This window comes from Streptomyces sp. NPDC001502 (genome assembly GCF_042894785.1).
Lineage (GTDB): Bacteria > Actinomycetota > Actinomycetes > Streptomycetales > Streptomycetaceae > Streptomyces > Streptomyces kutzneri.
Genome location: NZ_JBIAVW010000001.1, coordinates 355,177 through 373,437 on the forward strand (window position 1 = coordinate 355,177; position 18,261 = coordinate 373,437).

The window sequence follows — 18,261 nt, forward strand, 5'->3', positions numbered from 1 at the left end:
CCCGAAGGGGCCGCCGGGGCGCTGCCAGGGCCGGCGTTCAGCCCTGGCGCGGCGTCTTCGTGCCGTGCCGGGCCGTGTACTCGTCCGCCAGCCACGGCCCGAGGTCCTCGACGTAACCGCGCAGCACCTCCGGGTCCGCGACGGGATCCAGCGCGACGGCGGCCGCGGCCTCCAGCTGCGCCGCGCGTTCCGGGTAGTACATGCCGAAGATCTCCGCGGACTCGCCGAGGTCGCTGGTCCAGCCGCCCCACCGCGGCATGACCAGCGTGAAGGCGGTGCGCACCAGGTGCCGGGAGAAGAGGCGGCTCAGCTTCCGGTACTCCTCCGGGGTCGACGCCTCCCGCACCCGCGTCCGCCACCCGGGCAGCAGGTCGGCCAGGTCGCCGTTGGTCTCGCGGGCGAGCAGGCTGTCCGGCCGGTAGCGCGGCAGGTGCTCGGCCAGGTCCGCGCCGAGCAGCGGGGTGCACAGGCAGGCGAGGAACCAGCCCAGGTCGAATCGTTCCGCCTCGCTCAGCACGGCGGCCTTGTCCCGGAGCAGGATGCCGACCCCGTCGACCTCAGGGAAGTCCTCGTCGAGCCCGCGCGCGAGCACCTCGGCGGTGTCCCGGTCCTCGTCGGAGGGCTCGTGGTGCAGTACGAACAGCAGGTCCAGGTCCGACCGCCCGGGCCGGGCCGTCCCGCGCGGCACGGACCCGTAGAGGTACGCGCTGTGCAGCCGTCGGCCGTACGCCTCGGCGGTCCGGGCCCGCGCGGCCGCCACGATGCCCTTGAACCCGCTCTGCACCCGCCCGAGGGACCCCTCCCGCTCGAAGTACCCGTACGCGTCCAGCCCTCTGTGCTCCATGGCTCCACTGTGCCTGGCCGCCCGCCCGGGGCGGCGGACCGACCGCCGTGCGTCGGCCGGGCCGGGCTCGCCAGGGGCCTGCCGCGCCCGGGGAAACGCGAAGGGGCCCTTGCCCGGTCGGGCAGGACCCCTTCGAACGGCTGTGGCCGGCGTCAGCGGGAGCGCTTCGCGAGGCGCTCCACGTCGAGCAGGATGACCGCACGCGCCTCCAGGCGCAGCCAGCCGCGGCCCGCGAAGTCGGCCAGGGCCTTGTTCACGGTCTCGCGCGAGGCGCCGACGAGCTGGGCCAGCTCCTCCTGCGTGAGGTCGTGCACCACGTGGATGCCCTCCTCCGACTGCACGCCGAAGCGGCGCGACAGGTCGAGGAGAGCCCGTGCCACACGGCCGGGAACGTCGGAGAAGACCAGGTCGGACATCTGGTCGTTGGTCTTGCGCAGGCGGCGGGCGACGGCGCGCAGCAGCGCGGTCGCGACCTCGGGCCGGGCGTTGAGCCAGGGCTGGAGGTCACCGTGGCCGAGGCCGAGGAGCTTGACCTCGGTCAGCGCGGTGGCGGTGGCGGTGCGCGGGCCCGGGTCGAAGAGCGACAGCTCGCCGATCAGCTCGCCGGGGCCGAGGACGGCCAGCATGTTCTCGCGGCCGTCGGGGGAGGTGCGGTGGAGCTTCACCTTGCCCTCGGTCACGACATACAGCCGGTCGCCGGGGTCGCCCTCGTGGAACAGGGCGTCACCGCGTGCGAGGGTCACCTCGCCCATGGAGGCGCGGAGCTCCGCGGCCTGCTCGTCATCGAGCGCCGCGAAGAGCGGGGCGCGCCGCAGAACGTCGTCCACGAGTCTCTCTCCTATGTCGACCAGCTCAGGGGACCGTGCTCCCCATTTTGCCGGACGGCTCAAACAGTGCGATCAATCACAAGGATGCCGGACGGACGGGCGTGCTGTGCGGCGAGAGGCCAATCGGAGTGGTGTTACCTGAGGTCCGGGCGGGTGTCAGCGGTCGGCCTTAGGCTGGCCGGGTGTCCAATAAGCCGGTGAGAGCACAGGCCAAGGGGTCCGCCGGAGTGACGGAGCCCCCAAATTCTGCCGTGGGCGAACATGTCCCAGTGAAGACGCCCGAGAGGGTCGCGGCCACCCCTCAGGGCAAAGTTTCGGCCAAGAAACCGAAGTCGGCCAAGCCGGAATCGCACCTGGCCATGGTGCGCAGGGCGCGGCGCATCAACCGCGAGCTGGCCGAGATCTATCCGTACGCCCATCCGGAGCTCGACTTCCGCAATCCCTTCGAGCTGCTCGTCGCGACGGTGCTGTCCGCTCAGACGACCGACCTGCGGGTGAACCAGACGACCCCGGCCCTCTTCGCGGCCTACCCGACCCCCGAGGACATGGCCGCGGCCGCCCCCGAGGATCTGGAGGAGCTGATCCGGCCGACCGGGTTCTTCCGGGCCAAGTCGAGGTCCCTGCTCGGCCTCTCGCAGGCCCTGCGGGACAACTTCGGCGGGGAGGTGCCGGGCCGGATCGAGGACCTGGTGACGCTGCCCGGAGTGGGCCGCAAGACCGCCAACGTGGTCCTCGGCAATGCCTTCGGTGTCCCGGGCATCACCGTGGACACCCATTTCGGCCGCCTGGTGCGCCGCTGGAAGCTGACCGAGCAGGAGGACCCGGAGAAGGTCGAGGCGGAGATCTGCGCGATCTTCCCGAAGAGCGAGTGGACGATGCTCTCGCACCGGGTCGTCTTCCACGGCCGCCGGATCTGCCACTCGCGCAAGCCCGCCTGCGGGGCCTGCCCGATCGCCCCGCTCTGCCCGGCGTACGGGGAGGGCGAGACCGATCCGGAGAAGGCGAAGAAGCTGCTCAAGTACGAGAAGGGCGGCCAGCCGGGCCAGCGGCTGACCCCGCCGCCGGACTATCCGGGCCTCCCGGCCCCGCCGCTGGGCGGGGCCGTGGCGGCGCCGTAGCGGGCGCCCGCAGGCGGCGGGACGAGGGGCGGGTACGCAGACGCGCGGGGGCGTGAAGACCTGCGGACCCGGGGAGTTAGGAACGATTCGGTACCCGGACCGCGTTTGTGGTGTGGGAGACGGCGCTGGACAGGACGACGCGGACAGAGGTGCCTATGACGCGCGGTACACGGGACGAGACCGGAACCACGGTGGGAGCCCGCGAGGGCGGCGGCCCTGCCGTCACTGCCGACGGCCTGCCCGGCTGGCTCGACCCCGTCGTCGAGGCGGCCCGGTCCGTCCAGCCGGGTCAGCTGAGCCGCTTCCTGCCGCCCGAGGACGGCCGCGGGCGGCAGTCCGCCGTCCTCGTCCTGTTCGGGGAGGGCGCCCGCGGCCCCGAGCTGCTCCTGATGGAGCGCGCCGGCACCCTGCGCTCGCACGCGGGCCAGCCGTCCTTCCCCGGCGGCGCGCTGGATCCGGAGGATGGCGATCCGCACACCACCGGCCCCCTGCGCGCCGCGCTGCGCGAGGCGGAGGAAGAAACCGGACTGGATCCTTCCGGTGTTCAGCTCTTCGGCGTGCTGCCCCGGCTCTACATTCCGGTCAGCGAGTTCGTCGTGACCCCGGTCCTCGGCTGGTGGCGCGACCCCAGCCCGGTCGGAGCCGTGGACCTCGCCGAGACGGCGCGGGTCTTCACGGTTCCCGTGGCCGATCTCACGGATCCCGAACACCGGGTCATGACCGTTCATCCGAGCGGCCACCTGGGGCCGGGGTTCACCGTCGAATCGGCTCTGGTCTGGGGTTTCACCGCCGGAGTGATCGACCGGATCCTGCACTTCGCGGGCTGGGAGCGTCCGTGGGACCGCTCACGGCAGGTCCCACTCGACTGGCGCGCATGAGACGGTGGCCCACGTGAACGTGCTGGACATCCTGTTGCTGCTCGCCGCCGTATGGTTCGCGATCGTCGGCTACCGCCAGGGGTTCGTCGTCGGCATCCTGTCGGTGATCGGCTTCCTCGGCGGTGGTCTCCTCGCCGTGTCCCTGCTCCCGCTGATCTGGGACCGGGTGACGGACAACGGCACCCAGGTGTCCACCACGGTCGTCGTGATCTCCGTGGTCGTGATCATCATCTGTGCCTCGATCGGCCAGGCCCTGACCACCCACCTCGGGAGCAAACTCCGCCGCCAGATCACCTGGTCACCGGCGCGCGCGCTCGACGCGACCGGCGGCGCCCTGGTCAACGTGGTCGCGATGCTGCTGGTGGCCTGGCTGATCGGGTCCGCGCTCGCCGGGACCTCGCTCCCCACGCTGGGCAAGGAGGTCCGCAACTCCAAGGTCCTCCTCGGCGTGTCGCGAGTGCTGCCCGAGCAGGCGAACACCTGGTTCTCCGACTTCAGTTCCACCCTCGCGCGCAACGGCTTTCCACAGGTGTTCAGCCCGTTCTCCAACGAGCCCATCACCGAGGTGAAGGCGCCCGACCCGACGCTCGCCAGCAGCCCCGTCGCCGAGCTCGCGAAGCGCTCGATCGTGAAGGTCGTCGGTACCGCGCCCAGCTGCAGCAAGGTGCTGGAGGGCACGGGCTTCGTCTTCGCGCCCGGCAAGGTGATGACCAACGCGCATGTCGTCGGCGGGGTCAGCGAGCCGACCGTGCAGATCGGCGGCGAGGGCAGGCTGTACGACGCCAAGGTCGTGCTCTACGACTGGGCGCGGGACATCGCCGTCCTGGACGTGCCGAAGCTGAAGGCCCCGGTGCTGGAGTTCTCCGAGAAGGACGCGGCGAGCGGCAACGACGCCATCGTCGCCGGCTTCCCGGAGAACGGCGGGTACGACGTCCGGTCGGCCCGTGTCCGCGGGCGGATCAACGCCAACGGCCCGGACATCTACCACCGGGGTACGGTCCGAAGGGACGTCTACTCGCTGTACGCGACGGTCCGCCAGGGCAACTCCGGCGGTCCGCTGCTGACGCCCGACGGCAGGGTGTACGGAGTCGTCTTCGCGAAGTCCCTCGACGACCCCAACACCGGTTACGTGCTGACGGTGGACGAGATCCGCGACGACATCCGGGTCGGCAAGGACGCCGTACGCCGGGTCGACAGCCAGGGCTGCGCGCTCTGAGACGCCGCTCCCGCCGGGTCCCTACGTCCGTGGATGGCGCAGGCGCGCGGAGACCCAGCGGGCCCGTCGGCGCAGGATGAGCGGAATCCCGAGGCGGGGGTCGTGGCCGTGCCGGCCGGCCCTCTCGTGGGTGCCCGGCGTAGCTGCCGAGCGGCGTTCGTGCGCGGTGTCACCGTAGTCGTGCGTCCAGCTCATACTCCGAGCTCTGCCCGTGGCCCAAGGTCCGTAATCCCGTCAGGGGCGGCCAATTGGCCTATGCGCCAGGCAATTGAATGCTCGTAAGACAACCGCACGATCGAACTCCCGCCCCTTCAGGGGACGGTCGCCGGGCCCGTGGTCCGTTCAGCGCCGCGTTCCGCGGCCCGTCCGGCGGCGGAACGGCCGGTCGTCGCGTCAGCGGTCCGGCTCGGGGTCCTTGAGCCAGTTCACCAGCTCGGACGAGAAGGCGACCGGGTCCTCCTCGTGCGGGAAGTGCCCGAGCCCGTCGAACAGCCGCCACCGGTACGGGGCTTCGACGTACTCCCCGGAACCGGCCGCGCTGCGCGTGCGCATCACCGGGTCGAGCGAACCGTGCAGATGCAGCGTCGGCACCCGCACCGGACGCTTCATCCGCCGGTTGAACTGGATCCCGTCGGGCCGCGCCATCGACCGCATCATCCAGCGGTACGGCTCGACCGAGCAGTGCGCGGTGGACGGGATGCACATGGCCCGCCGGTACACGGCCAGATCCTCGTCCTCGGGCGGCCGCGGCCCCGACCAGTCCCGGATCAGCTCCCCTACGAGCGCCCCGCCGTCGGCGACGAGCTGCCGCTCGGGAACGAACGGCCGCTGGAAGCCCCAGATGTGTGAACTCGCCCGGGTCTGCCCGAAGTCCGACAGCATCGCCGAGCGCCAGCGGCGCGGATGCGGCATGGAGGAGACCACGAGCCGGCGCACCAGCTTGGGCCGCATCACGGCCGCCGTCCAGGCGAGGTACCCGCCCAGGTCGTGCCCGACGAGCGCGGCGTCCGGCTCGCCGAGGGACCGTACGACTCCGGTGATGTCGAGCGCCAGGTTCGCGGGGTCGTAGCCGCGCGGGGTGCGGTCGCTGCCGCCCACCCCGCGCAGGTCCATCGCGACCGCGCGGTACCCGGCATCGGCGAGCGCGGTCATCTGATGGCGCCAGGTCCACCAGAACTGCGGGAAGCCGTGGAGCAGCAGCACCAGCGGCCCGTCGCCGAGCTCGGCGACGTGGAAGCGGGCGCCGTTCGCGGCGACGTCCCGGTGCGTCACCGCCTGCCCGCCGGGGAGGTCGAGCCGTACCGCCGTGGCAGCCGTGGGAGGAACGCTGGAGTCCGGCGTGGGCGCTGTCATGAGGACGAGCGTGCCACACCCACAGCCTTGTCACTCACCGGCCGCGGGTGCGGCTTGACGGTCCCGACCAGCGCGGCGGTCTGCTTCACGGAGGCGATGGACTTCTCCGGCGGCTTGATCTTCTTGAACTTCCGTACGGCGATCAGCGTGAGCACGCCCGCGATCAGCAGGAACGCACTGCCGACGATGAGGAAGGACCACGCGAGCCCGAGCCCGAGGTTGTGGATCCCGTACGCCGCGGCGAAGGTCAGCACCGGGAGGGAGAAGACCGCGAACACGCCTGCGGCGGCGATGGAGGCGGATCCGCTGCCCACGCGCTTGACGTCCTCGCGGATCTCCGCCTTGGCGAGGGCGATCTCGTCGTGCACCAGCGCGGACATCTCGGCGGTGGCCGAGGCGACCAGCTGGCCGAGTGTGAGCTCGGCTCCCTGCGCCTCTTGGTCCACTGCGCTCATCGCTCTCTCCCTCTGTCGTCTGCTGCCGGGCGGCGCGGCTGTCCTGCGTCGTCGTCAGTCAGATCATGCCGGACGGTCGCCGTCGTTGGTGGACCCGGCTGCTGTTTGGAGCGCGGCGGCGGCCGCCTCCTCGGCCTTGCGGCGGTGTTCCGCGGCCCGCTCCTCGTAGATCCTGGCCATCCGCAGGTGGTACGCGGGGTTGCGCTGCTCGTAGATGTCCGGGATGCCGTCGTGGTCCTCGTCGCGCTCCTCGGCCTCGGTGAGCGCCTTGTACCTGCGGTTGCGGAGCTTGAGCATGACGCACGCGATCACGGCGGCGATCAGCGAGCCGATCAGTACGGCGGCCTTGACCTCGTCGGTGAGGACGGCGTCGCCGGCGAAGGCGAGTTCGCCGATCAGGAGGGAGACGGTGAAACCGATCCCGGCGAGCGAGGCCACGGCGAGTACGTCCGGCCAGGCGAGGTCCTCGTTCAGCTCGGCCTTGGTGAAGCGGGCGGCCAGCCAGGTGCCGCCGAAGATGCCCACCGTCTTGCCGACGACGAGGCCGAGGACCACGCCGAGGGTCTCGGGCCGGGTGAAGACCTGGGCGATGGCCTCGTCGGAGAGGGAGACACCGGCGGAGAGGAGGGCGAAGAGGGGCACGGCGAGACCGGCCGAAATCGGCCGGACCACGTGCTCGATGTGCTCGCCGGGGGACTGCCGCTCGCCGTCCTGGCGGGTGCAGCGGAGCATCAGGCCCATGGCGACGCCGGCGATGGTGGCGTGGACGCCGCTGTTGTACATCAGGCCCCAGATGACCAGGGCGAGCGGAACGTAGACGTACCAGCCGCGCACGCCGGTGCGGAGCAGGAACCAGAAGAGGGCCAGGCCCACGAAGGCCCCGCCGAGGGCCAGGAAGTCGATCTCACTGGTGAAGAACACCGCGATGATCATGATGGCGAAGAGGTCGTCGACGACCGCGAGGGTCAGCAGGAAGGCGCGCAGGGCCGACGGCAGCGAGGTGCCGATGACGGCCAGGACGGCGAGCGCGAAGGCGATGTCGGTGGCGGTCGGGACGGCCCAGCCGTCCGTGGAGCCGTTGCCCACGATGTTGACGAGTACGTAGACCACCGCGGGTACGGCCATGCCGCACAGGGCGGCGATCACCGGGAGCGCGGCCGCTCTGGCATCGCGCAGATCGCCCGCGACGAGCTCGCGCTTGAGCTCGATGCCGGCGACGAAGAAGAAGATGGCGAGGAGTCCGTCGGCCGCCCAGTGCTGGAGCGAGAGGTCCAGGCCGAGGGAGGCGGGGCCGATGTGGAAGGACCGGACCTCGGCGTAGCTCTCCGAGATGGCGGGGATGTTCGCCCACACCAGGGCCGCGATCGCGGCCACGAGCAGCAGCACACCGCCGACGGTCTCGGTGCGCAGCGCGTCGGCGACGAACCGGCGCTCGGGCAGAGAGAGCAGGCCGAGCAGCTTGCGGCTCTGGTGGTCGGTGGGGCTGGGCGCGGCCACGAGGGGACACCTCCGGGGGTCGGTTGGACGGCATGGCGAAGCTCATTGCCGACCAGACTTCCCGGCGCACCCTGTGGTCTTTCTTTACGCTTTCAATATTTTACAGGGATGCACACGAGGGCGTATCCGGTGATCATCACTTTAAGTGCGAAAGGGGCACCCGGCGCGGTGCGCCGGGTGCCCCTTTCGGTGTGTTCCGCGTGTCTCGGTCTGTCCTGGGCGGTGGGCCTCGGCCCGTGGCTCAGTCCTCGCTGCCGGCGGCCGGGAGCTTGCTCTGGATCAGGTCCATGACCGAGGAGTCGGCGAGCGTGGTGACGTCACCGACCGCGCGGTTCTCCGCCACGTCGCGCAGCAGACGGCGCATGATCTTGCCCGAGCGGGTCTTCGGCAGCTCCTGGACCGGCAGGATCCGCTTCGGCTTGGCGATCGGGCCCAGCGTGCTGCCCACGTGGTTGCGCAGGTCCGCGACCAGGTTCTCGGTCTCGGAGGCGCTGCCGCGCAGGATGACGAAGGCGACGATGGCCTGACCGGTGGTCTCGTCGTTGGCGCCGACCACGGCCGCCTCGGCGACCGAGGGGTGGGAGACGAGGGCCGACTCGACCTCGGTGGTCGAGATGTTGTGGCCGGACACCAGCATCACGTCGTCCACCCGGCCCAGCAGCCAGATGTCGCCGTCGTCGTCCCTCTTGGCGCCGTCACCCGCGAAGTACTTGCCCTCGAAGCGCGACCAGTAGGTGTCGATGAACCGCTGGTCGTCGCCCCAGATGGTGCGCAGCATCGACGGCCACGGCTCGGTGAGGACCAGGTAGCCACCCCCGCCGTTCGGGACCTCGTGCGCCTCGTCGTCCACGACGGTGGCGGAGATTCCGGGCAGGGCGCGCTGGGCGGAGCCCGGCTTGGTGGCGGTGACGCCCGGCAGCGGGGAGATCATCATCGCGCCGGTCTCGGTCTGCCACCAGGTGTCCACGATCGGGCAGCGGTCGCCGCCGATGTGCTTGCGGTACCAGATCCAGGCCTCGGGGTTGATCGGCTCGCCGACCGAGCCCAGCACGCGCAGGCTCGACAGGTCGAACTTCGCGGGGATGTCGTCGCCCCACTTCATGAACGTACGGATGGCCGTGGGCGCCGTGTAGAGGATGGTCACCCCGTACTTCTGGACGACCTCCCAGAACCGGCCCTGATGCGGGGTGTCGGGGGTGCCCTCGTACATCACCTGGGTGGCGCCGTTCGCGAGCGGCCCGTAGACGATGTAGGAGTGCCCGGTCACCCAGCCGATGTCGGCGGTGCACCAGTAGACGTCGGTCTCCGGCTTCAGGTCGAAGACCGCGTGGTGGGTGTACGCCGCCTGCGTCAGGTAGCCGCCGGAGGTGTGCAGGATGCCCTTGGGCTTACCCGTGGTCCCCGAGGTGTAGAGGATGAAGAGCGGGTGCTCGGCGTCGAAGGGCTGCGGGGTGTGCTCGGCGGACTGCCGGCCGACCACGTCGTGCCACCAGACGTCGCGGCCCTCGGTGAAGGCGGTGTCCTGGCCGGTGCGGCGCACGACGAGCACGTGCTCGACCTGCGGACACTTGGCGACGGCATCGTCGATGGCGGGCTTCAGGGCGGTGGGCTTGCCGCGGCGGTAGCCGCCGTCGGCGGTGATGACCAGCTTGGCGTCGGCGTCCTGGATGCGGGAGGCGACGGCGTCGGCGGAGAAACCGCCGAAGACCACCGAGTGCGCGGCGCCGACGCGGGCGCACGCGAGCATCGCGACGACCGCCTCGGGGATCATCGGCAGGTAGACGGCGACCCGGTCGCCGGCCTCGACACCCAGCTCGGTCAGGGCGTTGGCGGCCTTGGAGACCTCGTCCTTGAGCTCGGCGTAGGTGATCGCGCGGCTGTCGCCGGGCTCGCCCTCGAAGTGGATGGCGACGCGGTCGCCGTTGCCGGCCTCGACGTGTCGGTCCACGCAGTTGTACGCGACGTTCAGCTTGCCGTCCGCGAACCACTTCGCGAAGGGCGGGTTCGACCAGTCGAGCGTCTCGGTCGGCTCGGTGGCCCAGGTCAGCCGCCGGGCCTGCTCGGCCCAGAAGCCCAGCCGGTCCGCATCGGCCTGTGCGTACGCAGCCTCGGTCACATTGGCGGCGGCGGCCAGATCGGCGGGCGGTGCGAACCGCCGCTCCTCCTTGAGCAGATTGGCCAGGCTCTCATTGCTCACGACATCTCCCTTTCCCAGGGTGTCCGTTGTGTCCCCGGGCATAGCTCATCAGTCAGCGGCCCAGGTGACAAGGGGTAGCCGAGAATTGGTTTAGACCTATATCACGACCTGGCCCGCGCGAGAACGGAGTGCGAATGGCCCCTCCCCGCTGCAGGGCGCGGGAAGGGGCCAAACGATTGCACGAATACGGGAGGGTATCGGTTCAGGCGTGCTGGCCCACACTGTCGAAGACCCGGCAGTCGAAGAAGTCCTCGCCCTCGGACAGGAGATACGCCTGCGCCTCGCCCACGTGGAAGTACATGCCGTGCAGCTCCAGGGTGCCCTCGGCGAGCCGCCGGGCCACTGATTCGTGGGCCCGCAGATGCTCCAGCTGCTGGACCACATTGGTCAGGCACAGCTGCTCCACCGCGTCCGCCGGGAGGCGGCCCGAGATCCGGGCCCAGGCGTGGTGGCGGCTGGCCATCCGCTCCAGGCTGGGCAGCCCGTGCTTCAGCCAGCGCCGCAGCGGGGTCACCGGGGCGCCGGGCGTGGAGGAGAGCAGGGCCTGCATGGCACCGCAGCCCGAGTGCCCGCACACCGTGATGCTGTCCACCTGCAGTACGTCCACGGCGTACTCGATGGCCGCGGCGACGGAGTCGTCGGTGGACTCCGCGCCGGGCAGCGGGACCAGATTGCCGACATTGCGGACCGTGAACAGGTCGCCCGGCCCACTGGCCGTGATCATGCTGGTCACCAGGCGGGAGTCCGCGCAGGTGAGGAAGAGCTGGGAGGGCCGCTGCCCCTCGCGGGCCAGCCGGGCCAGCTCGTCCCGCACGTGGGGTGCGGTGTCGCGCTGGAAGGCGCCGATCCCACTGGCCAGTTGGCCCGCGCCGCGCCGCCGGGGCGCGGGCGAGCCGGTCTGCCCGTCGCCGGCCTCCGCCTTCGCCTCGGTGGCCGCCGCGGCTGCCCTGGCCGCGTCCGCGGCGGTGATGGTACGGGTACCCGCGGGTCGGTGGTCGCAGTGGTTCTGCCATGGCGTCCAGGGGCGGCAGCACTGGTGCACGCCGCGCTGCGGTGCGCGGCGGGACCGGTCCGTGTGGTGGCTTCCGTCGGCGGGCCCGTCGTCGGGAGCGGTTCCTGGAGCGGTTCCGGGCATGGTTCCGGTCACGGCTTCGGGCAGCCGCGCAGACGATCCGGCGCGGCCGGTGACCTCCAGCGAGCCCCCGTGCGCCAGATGGGAATCCTGCCAGTCGTGCAGCGTCTCGTAGGCCGCGTGGTCCATGAACGAGCCGTCCAGCTCGACCACCGCGTGCCCGGCGTGCGGGATCTGGTTCAGCACCCGGCTCAGCCGGGGCACCGCGAGGAAGGTCAACTGCCCGCGCGCCCGCACCCGGTGGGCCCCGCTGTCCAGTCGCTCCACGGTGATCCGGGTCCGGGTGAGCCGGTACAGGGCCAGCGCGACGGCCACCGCGATACCGATGGCCACGCCCTCCAGGACCCCGCCGAGCACCACGGCGACGATGGTCGTGCCGTAGACCAGGATCTCCCGGTGCCGGGTGACACTGCGCAGGTGCGTGATGTTGACCATCTGCACGCCGACCGCCATCACCAGGGCGGCCAGCGCGGCGAGCGGGATCAGGTCGAGGACCGGGACCAGCAGCCCGGCCGCGAGCAGTACCCACAGTCCGTGCAGCATGGACGACTTCCGGCTGACCGCACCGGACTTGACGTTCGCCACGCTGCGGACCGCCACGCCCGTGATGGGCAGCCCGCCCAGCGCGCCGGAGACGATGTTCGCCGCGCCCTGGCCGCGCAGTTCCCGGTTGAGGTCGGCGCGGGGCGGGCGGTTGCCCGTACGCCGCTCGGAGGCGATCAGCTTGTCGGTCGCGACGGCGGAGAGCAGGGACTCCACACTGCCGACCAGGGTGATGGTCAGTACCGCGGCGATGAGACCGAGGACCGGCCCCTCGGGCAGCTCGGGCAAGGCGTGGCTGCGCCAGGACGGCAGGTCCACGCGCGGCAGGCTGAGTCCGGCCAGTGCGGCGAAGGCGGTGGCCGTGGCGACGGCGGCGAGGGCCGCCGGCACCTTGCGCAGGGCGCGGCCCACCCGTCCGGGCAGCCGGGGCCAGCCGAGCAGGACGATCAGGGTCAGCACGCTGATGCCCAGCGCGACCGGGTGCAGATCGGCCAACTGGCCCGGCAGTCCTAGGACGTTGGCCACGGCGTTGCTCTGCGGTGTGCCGCCGAGCACGATGTGCAGCTGGGCCAGTGCGATGGTCACGCCGATGCCCGCGAGCATGCCGTGCACGATGGCCGGGCTGACCATGAGCGCCGACCGGGCGGTGCGCAGGGCGGCGAGGCCGAGCTGACAGAGACCCGCGAGCACGGTGATGGCGCAGGTGGTGCGCCATCCGTAGTGCTGGATCAACTCGGCGGTGACCACGGTGAGTCCGGCGGCCGGGCCGCTCACCTGGAGCGGAGCGCCACCGAGCCGCCCGGCGACGAGCCCGCCGACCGCTGCGGCGACGAGCCCCGCCTGGAGCGGGGCGCCGGTGGCCAGGGCGATGCCGAGCGAGAGGGGCAGGGCGATCAGGAAGACGGCGATGGAGGCGGAGAGATCTGCGGGAAGGTCCTTGCGGATCTCTTGTGTGGTGCGTGAGGGGGAGGTGGCTGTCATGGGTTCCCGTCTCCTCGGGGGAGGGGTGAAGCGGCGGGAGTCTCAACACTCGGTAAATGGATGGTAATGGAGAGTAAAGGTGAGCGGTGAATAATACGGGCAAATGGCGTACAAATTAGCACTCAAGGGTGATTAAGCATTTTGTACGGCTTGTCATACCTCTCCCAAAGCGGACCGCATGGGACGTTGCGGCGCGGAAGTCCTGCGATGGAACTGCGAGGGAGAGGTGGGGCGGATGATCGCCGCCACGAAGAAGATCGCCGGCGGCCTGGTCGCCACGGCGCTGGTCCTGGGAGCCGCCGCATGCAGCACCTCGGAACCCGCCAAGTCCCCGGCTCCCGGGGCCCCGAACGCGCTGAAGGGGGCCGCCGCCCCGGAGGCTCCGGGCAGCGTCAACCGGCCCATCGGTGACGGTTCGACCGCGTACACCGGCATGCAGCCGAACGTGCAGAAGCCGCAGAAGCTCAAGCCGGGCGAAAAGCCGCCACAGTTCGTGGTGTTCTCGTGGGACGGGGCCGGCGAAGACAGCCAGAAGCTCTTCTCGCACTTCCGCGAGGTCGGCAAGAAGTACAACGCCCGCATGACGTACTTCCTCAGCGGCGTCTACATGCTCCCGGAGGAGAAACGTTCCCTCTATACGGCGCCCCAGCACGAGCCCGGCCGCTCCGACATCGGCTTCGGCGACCTCCAGGGCATCAAGGACACCGCCACCCAGGTCCGCTCGGCCTGGCTGGAGGGCAATGAGATCGGCACCCACTTCAACGGGCACTTCTGCGGTCCCGACGGCGGCGTCGGCACCTGGTCGGTGGAGGAGTGGAAGAGCGAGATCAACCAGGCCAAGTCCTTCGTCAAGAACTGGAAGACCAACTCCGGCCTGAAGGACCAGGAGGCGCTCCCCTTCAACTACGACAAGGAGCTCATCGGCGCCCGCACGCCCTGCCTGGAGGGCCAGAAGAACTTCATGCTGGCGGCGAAGGACATGGGCTTCCGCTACGACTCCAGCGGCATCAGCAAGCAGATCTGGCCGAAGAAGACCGACGGGCTCTGGGACATCCCGCTCCAGCTGGTGCCCATGCCGGGGCGTGCCTTCGACACCCTGAGCATGGACTACAACTACATGGTCAACCAGTCCGGGACCACCTCACAGGGTGACCCCTCCCAGCACGCGTACTGGGGTGACCAGATGCGCGACGGCCTGCGGGAGGCCTTCGACCGCGTCTACCAGGGCAACCGCGCGCCGCTGATCATCGGCAATCACTTCGAGTCCTGGAACGGCGGCACCTACATGCGCGCCGTCGAGGAGTCCATCAAGACCATGTGCACCCAGAAGGAGGTCCGCTGCGTTCCGTTCCGGGAGCTGGCGGACTGGCTGGACGCGCAGGACCCGAAGGCCCTGGAGTGGATGCGCACCCTCGATGTCGGCGAGGCGCCGAAGGAGGGCTGGGCGAAGTTCCTGACCGCGGGGCCGCCGGCGGCGCCGGCCGCCCCCGCGGGCGTCAAGCCGGCTGCGGAGCCGGCCGGGGGGAGTGCGGACGAGGGCTGACGAGCGCCTCGGCCCCCTCGCGCAGGACGAAGCCGGGGTCGACCTGGTCCGCCAGGTCGACCCCGGTCTTGGCGTTGCCCCAGCTCTGCGCGTTCTTGAGGTGGAAGCTCACCATCTGCTCCGTGTACCGGGCCCAGTCGCGGTGCGCGTACGAGTCGTCGGCGGCGTCCTGGAGCTCCTGCAGGGCGAACCGGTTGGACGCCTCCAGCAGCTCGAAGGGGGCCGGCCGGCCCTTCTCCATCGCCCGTACCCAGTCGGAGTGCCCGACGGTGACCAGCAGGTCCTCGCCCACCTCGTCCTGGAGGAACTCGATGTCCTCGGGTCCCTGCACCTTGTTGCCGATGACCTTGAGCGCGACCCCGAAGTCCCGTGCGTACTCCTTGTACTGGCGGTAGACGGAGACGCCCTTGCGGGTCGGTTCGGCGACCAGGAAGGTCACGTCGAAGCGGGTGAACATGCCGGAGGCGAAGGAGTCCGAGCCTGCCGTCATGTCGACGACCACGTACTCGTCAGGGCCGTCGACCAGGTGGTTGAGGCACAGCTCGACCGCTCCGACCTTGGAGTGGTAGCAGGCCACGCCCAGGTCGGCCTCGGTGAACGGCCCGGTGGCCATGAGCCGTACGGGCTCCCCGTCGAGCAGGAGCGTGCGCGCGCAGGCTTCGTACACCGGGTTGTCCTCGGTGACGCGCAGCAGGCGCGAGCCGCGGCCGGGCGGGGTCGTCTTGATCATCGCGTCGGCGGACGCGATGCGCGGATTGGAACCCCGCAGGTACTCCTTGATCAGGGGCAGGTGCGCGCCGAGAGCGGGCAGTGCGGCGGCCTCCTCCTCGGTGAGCCCGAGCGCGGCGCCCAGGTGCTGGTTGATGTCGGCGTCCACCGCGACGACAGGGGCTTCATTGGCGGCGAGGTGGCGGATGAAGAGGGAGGACAGGGTCGTCTTGCCGCTGCCGCCCTTCCCTACGAAAGCGATCTTCATGTTCACCAAGCGTAGCGGCTCGATAGCACTGTGTTGTCAAGGTGAGTGAAGAAGACCACTCCAAGGAGGGGTCGGTGCTATGGGTGCGCAGTGCGTAGGCTCCCTACTTATGAGTAGCGCTTCTGACCCGCTCGTCCCTCTGGCCGGGCTGCCTGGTGTCGCCGAGTCCGTGGATTCCGTACGCAAGGCCGTGGACCGCGTCTACGGGCACCGGGTGATGCGTCGCCGCAGCGGTGAGATCACCTCGGAGGCCGCCCTGCGCGGCGCCCGCGGGAGCGCGGCGCTGTCCGGTGCGGACTGGGCCCTGGAGGAGGTGCGCCGCCGGACCGACTTCGGGTCGGAGCCGGAAGCGCTGACGGTGGGCGCGGCGCTGAGGCTCACGGCGGAGGCCGGCCAGCTGCTGAGCATCTGGCGGCAGTCGCCGCTGCGGGTCCTGGCGCGGCTGCACCTGGTCGCGTGCGGGTCCACGGCGGACGGCGATGTGGTGGGCCGCCCCCGACTGGCGGGCGAGCCGGTGACCGAACCCCTGGTCGGACTCCCGCTGCCGAGCGCCGAGGAGGTGGCGGGCCGTCTCGACGGGCTGTCCCGCCTGATCATCGCGGGCGGCTCCGCCCCGGCCCTGATCACGGCCGCGGTGGTGCACGGTGAACTGCTGGCGCTGCGTCCGTTCGCCTCGTACAACGGGCTGGTCGCGCGGGCGGCCGAGCGGATCGTCCTGATCAACAGCGGTCTGGACCCGAAGGCCATCTGTCCGGCGGAGGTCGGCCACGCGGAGCAGGGGACCGACGCCTACCTGGCCGCGTTCGAGGGCTACGTCTCCGGTACCGCGGAGGGGATGTCCGCCTGGATCGCGCACTGCGGCCGGGCGGTCGAGCTGGGTGTCCGCGAGTCGACGGCGGTGTGCGAGGCCCTGCAGCGCGGCGCGGCCTGAGCCGCCCGTCCCGCCCGTCCCTCGCGTTTCATTCGTTCGGCCCCGTGTCCGAGGCTTTCGGGCCCCGGACATGGGTTGCGGCGACACCGTCTTGCGCTGGTGTCGCCGCTGGCATTTACGCCCAGTTACCAAGCGTCCTCGAAAGTTGCCCATCAGGTCGGGGTCTTTGCCCGTTACCTGGTGCGGCTGGCCCGTAATCGACGGGTCGACGTCGCGTGGGTGCTCGGCGCTCATGCTTCGGTCCGTGGGCCTTACTGCGTTTTAAAGATGATCCTCTCGGATGTTCTTTGGTCTCGCGGGCCGTTGCTTTATTTGTACTCCGCTTCGGAGCCATGCGAAACCCCTGGCTCCACTTTTTACTTTCCGGGACGACCGAGGGCGAACCGGACATGCCTTATCCGTGCAGGTCAGGACATTCAGGCAGAGCGGGCCGCGGCCAGTGCATTGGCGCGGCGCCGGCTCGCGTACCAGACCAGCCCGGCCGTGGCGGCTGCCGCGCCCACGGCCGCCGCGGCGACCAGGGCGGGCCGGGTCGGCATGGACAGCCCGGGAAGGCGCTGCTTCAGCCGTACGGGCCGGTTGAAGACCAGGACCGGCCACTCGCGCGCCACGGCTTCCCGCCGCAGCGCCCGGTCGGGGTTGACGGCGTGCGGGTGCCCGACCGCTTCGAGCATCGGGATGTCGGTGGCCGAGTCGCTGTAGGCGTAGCAGCGGGTGAGGTCGTACCCCTCGGACTCCGCGAGTTCGCGTACGGCCTCCGCCTTGGTGGGTCCGTAGGCGTAGTACTCGATCTCGCCGGTGAAACAACCGTCCTCACCCACGACCATGCGGGTGGCGACGACCCGGTCCGCGCCGAGCATCTCCCCGATGGGCTCGACGACTTCCGCCCCGGAGGTGGACACGATCACCACGTCGCGGCCCGCGGTGTGGTGGGCCTCGATCAGGGAAGCGGCCTCGTCGTAGATGATCGGGTCGATGAGGTCGTGCAGGGTCTCGGCGACGATCTCCCGCACCTGCTGCACGTTCCACCCCTTGCAGAGGGCGGACAGGTACTCCCGCATCCGTTCCATCTGATCGTGGTCGGCACCGCCGGCCAGGAAGATGAACTGCGTGTACGCGGTGCGCAACACGGCTCGCCGGTTGATCAGGCCGCCTTGGTAGAAGGACTTGCTGAACGTCAAGGTGCTCGACTTCGCAATGACCGTCTTGTCCAGGTCGAAGAAGGCTGCGGTACGAGGCGAGGAGTGCGGCAAGGGCTGATTTTCCACGCCCCGAGCATATGCGCCCACCATTCGGCGTAAGGTGTGGCGCGTGGGTTTGCCTGAGAAGGCTCTCGGGTACACCATGGAAGTCACGGATCGTTCGCGACCGTGCTAACCCGGTCTGGCTCCTCCCCCCCCGAGTCGGACCGTGGGGACGACCCCCGCTCTCCCCCCCGGCGGGGGTCGTCGCATGTCCGGACGCGGTTTGCGTCCCTGCCTTCGGCCCCAAGCGACCATCCTCCGGCCCTTCCTCTTGCGTGGGGCCGACGCGGCGAAGGCCCTCACCACATCAGACTCGTGACGGTGCGTAGTGGTTCCGCCGCGCTCCGGAACTCACCTGAGAGGGTGACCGGGTTATTCACAACCGATGGGTTGTCCACAGTTATCCAACAAGATCCACTTGTTTTTCCTGATCGCTGCACGGTGATTCCAGCCGCGAAGTCCGTGGCGGAAGCATTTGCAGTGAGAAGGGGGCGGAGATCGTGGCGCGATCGAAGTCGTGTGAATC

The 18,261-nt window shown here is 70.4% G+C and carries 15 protein-coding genes; 5 read left to right on the plus strand and 10 right to left on the minus strand.

Going from position 1 to position 18,261, the window contains the following annotated elements; translation table 11 throughout:
- Positions 1-37 precede the first annotated feature (37 nt).
- Both ACFY0D_RS01745 and ACFY0D_RS01750 read right to left on the minus strand, forming a co-directional pair.
- Positions 38-844 carry a nucleotidyltransferase domain-containing protein gene (locus ACFY0D_RS01745; protein ID WP_390796444.1) on the minus strand — a complete coding sequence of 269 codons (807 nt, stop codon included), beginning with the start codon at positions 842-844 and terminating at the stop codon, positions 38-40.
- Positions 845-996: 152 nt separating this feature from the next.
- On the minus strand, positions 997-1,671 hold the full coding sequence (locus ACFY0D_RS01750) for a Crp/Fnr family transcriptional regulator (protein WP_003981529.1): 675 nt from the start codon (positions 1,669-1,671) through the stop codon (positions 997-999).
- A 269-nt stretch (positions 1,672-1,940) separates the two neighbouring features.
- Here ACFY0D_RS01750 and nth point away from each other — a divergent pair, with 269 nt between their 5' ends.
- From nth to ACFY0D_RS01765, 3 genes are all read left to right on the plus strand, one after another.
- Positions 1,941-2,789, plus strand: a complete 849-nt coding sequence (nth, locus tag ACFY0D_RS01755) for an endonuclease III (RefSeq protein ID WP_382544357.1) — start codon at positions 1,941-1,943, stop codon at positions 2,787-2,789.
- Between the two features lie 155 nt (positions 2,790-2,944).
- Positions 2,945-3,667: an NUDIX hydrolase gene (locus tag ACFY0D_RS01760; RefSeq protein ID WP_390796445.1), complete on the plus strand. Its 723-nt coding sequence runs from the start codon at positions 2,945-2,947 to the stop codon at positions 3,665-3,667.
- A 13-nt stretch (positions 3,668-3,680) separates the two neighbouring features.
- Positions 3,681-4,883 carry a MarP family serine protease gene (locus ACFY0D_RS01765; protein ID WP_314242624.1) on the plus strand — a complete coding sequence of 401 codons (1,203 nt, stop codon included), beginning with the start codon at positions 3,681-3,683 and terminating at the stop codon, positions 4,881-4,883.
- A gap of 21 nt (positions 4,884-4,904) precedes the next feature.
- On the opposite strand, the gene ACFY0D_RS01770 is transcribed toward ACFY0D_RS01765, so the two are convergent.
- From ACFY0D_RS01770 to ACFY0D_RS01795, 6 genes are all read right to left on the minus strand, one after another.
- A complete protein-coding gene (locus ACFY0D_RS01770; RefSeq protein ID WP_189743888.1) occupies positions 4,905-5,078 on the minus strand; it encodes a hypothetical protein in 174 nt (57 codons plus the stop codon).
- Between the two features lie 198 nt (positions 5,079-5,276).
- Positions 5,277-6,236 (minus strand): alpha/beta fold hydrolase, encoded by a 960-nt coding sequence (locus ACFY0D_RS01775; RefSeq protein ID WP_390796446.1) that lies wholly within the window; start codon positions 6,234-6,236, stop codon positions 5,277-5,279.
- Positions 6,233-6,691 (minus strand): phage holin family protein, encoded by a 459-nt coding sequence (locus tag ACFY0D_RS01780; RefSeq protein ID WP_390796447.1) that lies wholly within the window; start codon positions 6,689-6,691, stop codon positions 6,233-6,235. The genes ACFY0D_RS01775 and ACFY0D_RS01780 overlap by 4 nt, the downstream gene beginning before the upstream one ends.
- A 63-nt stretch (positions 6,692-6,754) precedes the next feature.
- The gene (gene nhaA, locus ACFY0D_RS01785) at positions 6,755-8,188 is read right to left on the minus strand and encodes a Na+/H+ antiporter NhaA (RefSeq protein WP_390796448.1); all 1,434 of its coding nucleotides are present in this window, start codon (positions 8,186-8,188) and stop codon (positions 6,755-6,757) included.
- Between the two features lie 241 nt (positions 8,189-8,429).
- The gene (gene acs / locus ACFY0D_RS01790; protein ID WP_390796449.1) at positions 8,430-10,427 is read right to left on the minus strand and encodes an acetate--CoA ligase; all 1,998 of its coding nucleotides are present in this window, start codon (positions 10,425-10,427) and stop codon (positions 8,430-8,432) included.
- A 160-nt stretch (positions 10,428-10,587) separates the two neighbouring features.
- Complete coding sequence (locus ACFY0D_RS01795) at positions 10,588-13,041, minus strand: SulP family inorganic anion transporter (protein ID WP_390796450.1); 2,454 nt, start codon at positions 13,039-13,041, stop codon at positions 10,588-10,590.
- A gap of 235 nt (positions 13,042-13,276) precedes the next feature.
- Between ACFY0D_RS01795 and ACFY0D_RS01800 the strand changes: the two genes are divergently transcribed.
- Complete coding sequence (locus tag ACFY0D_RS01800) at positions 13,277-14,584, plus strand: hypothetical protein (RefSeq protein WP_390796451.1); 1,308 nt, start codon at positions 13,277-13,279, stop codon at positions 14,582-14,584.
- On the opposite strand, the gene ACFY0D_RS01805 is transcribed toward ACFY0D_RS01800, so the two are convergent.
- On the minus strand, positions 14,538-15,560 hold the full coding sequence (locus ACFY0D_RS01805; RefSeq protein ID WP_390796452.1) for an ATP-binding protein: 1,023 nt from the start codon (positions 15,558-15,560) through the stop codon (positions 14,538-14,540). The two genes, ACFY0D_RS01800 and ACFY0D_RS01805, sit on opposite strands and share 47 nt — an antisense overlap.
- 109 nt (positions 15,561-15,669) lie before the next feature.
- Here ACFY0D_RS01805 and ACFY0D_RS01810 point away from each other — a divergent pair, with 109 nt between their 5' ends.
- Positions 15,670-16,491, plus strand: coding sequence for an oxidoreductase (locus ACFY0D_RS01810; protein ID WP_390796453.1), 822 nt, complete (start codon positions 15,670-15,672; stop codon positions 16,489-16,491).
- A 416-nt stretch (positions 16,492-16,907) separates the two neighbouring features.
- Here the strand turns inward: ACFY0D_RS01810 and ACFY0D_RS01815 are convergent, their stop codons facing one another.
- Positions 16,908-17,783 (minus strand): HAD-IB family hydrolase, encoded by an 876-nt coding sequence (locus tag ACFY0D_RS01815; protein WP_351147987.1) that lies wholly within the window; start codon positions 17,781-17,783, stop codon positions 16,908-16,910.
- Positions 17,784-18,261: the final 478 nt, after the last annotated feature.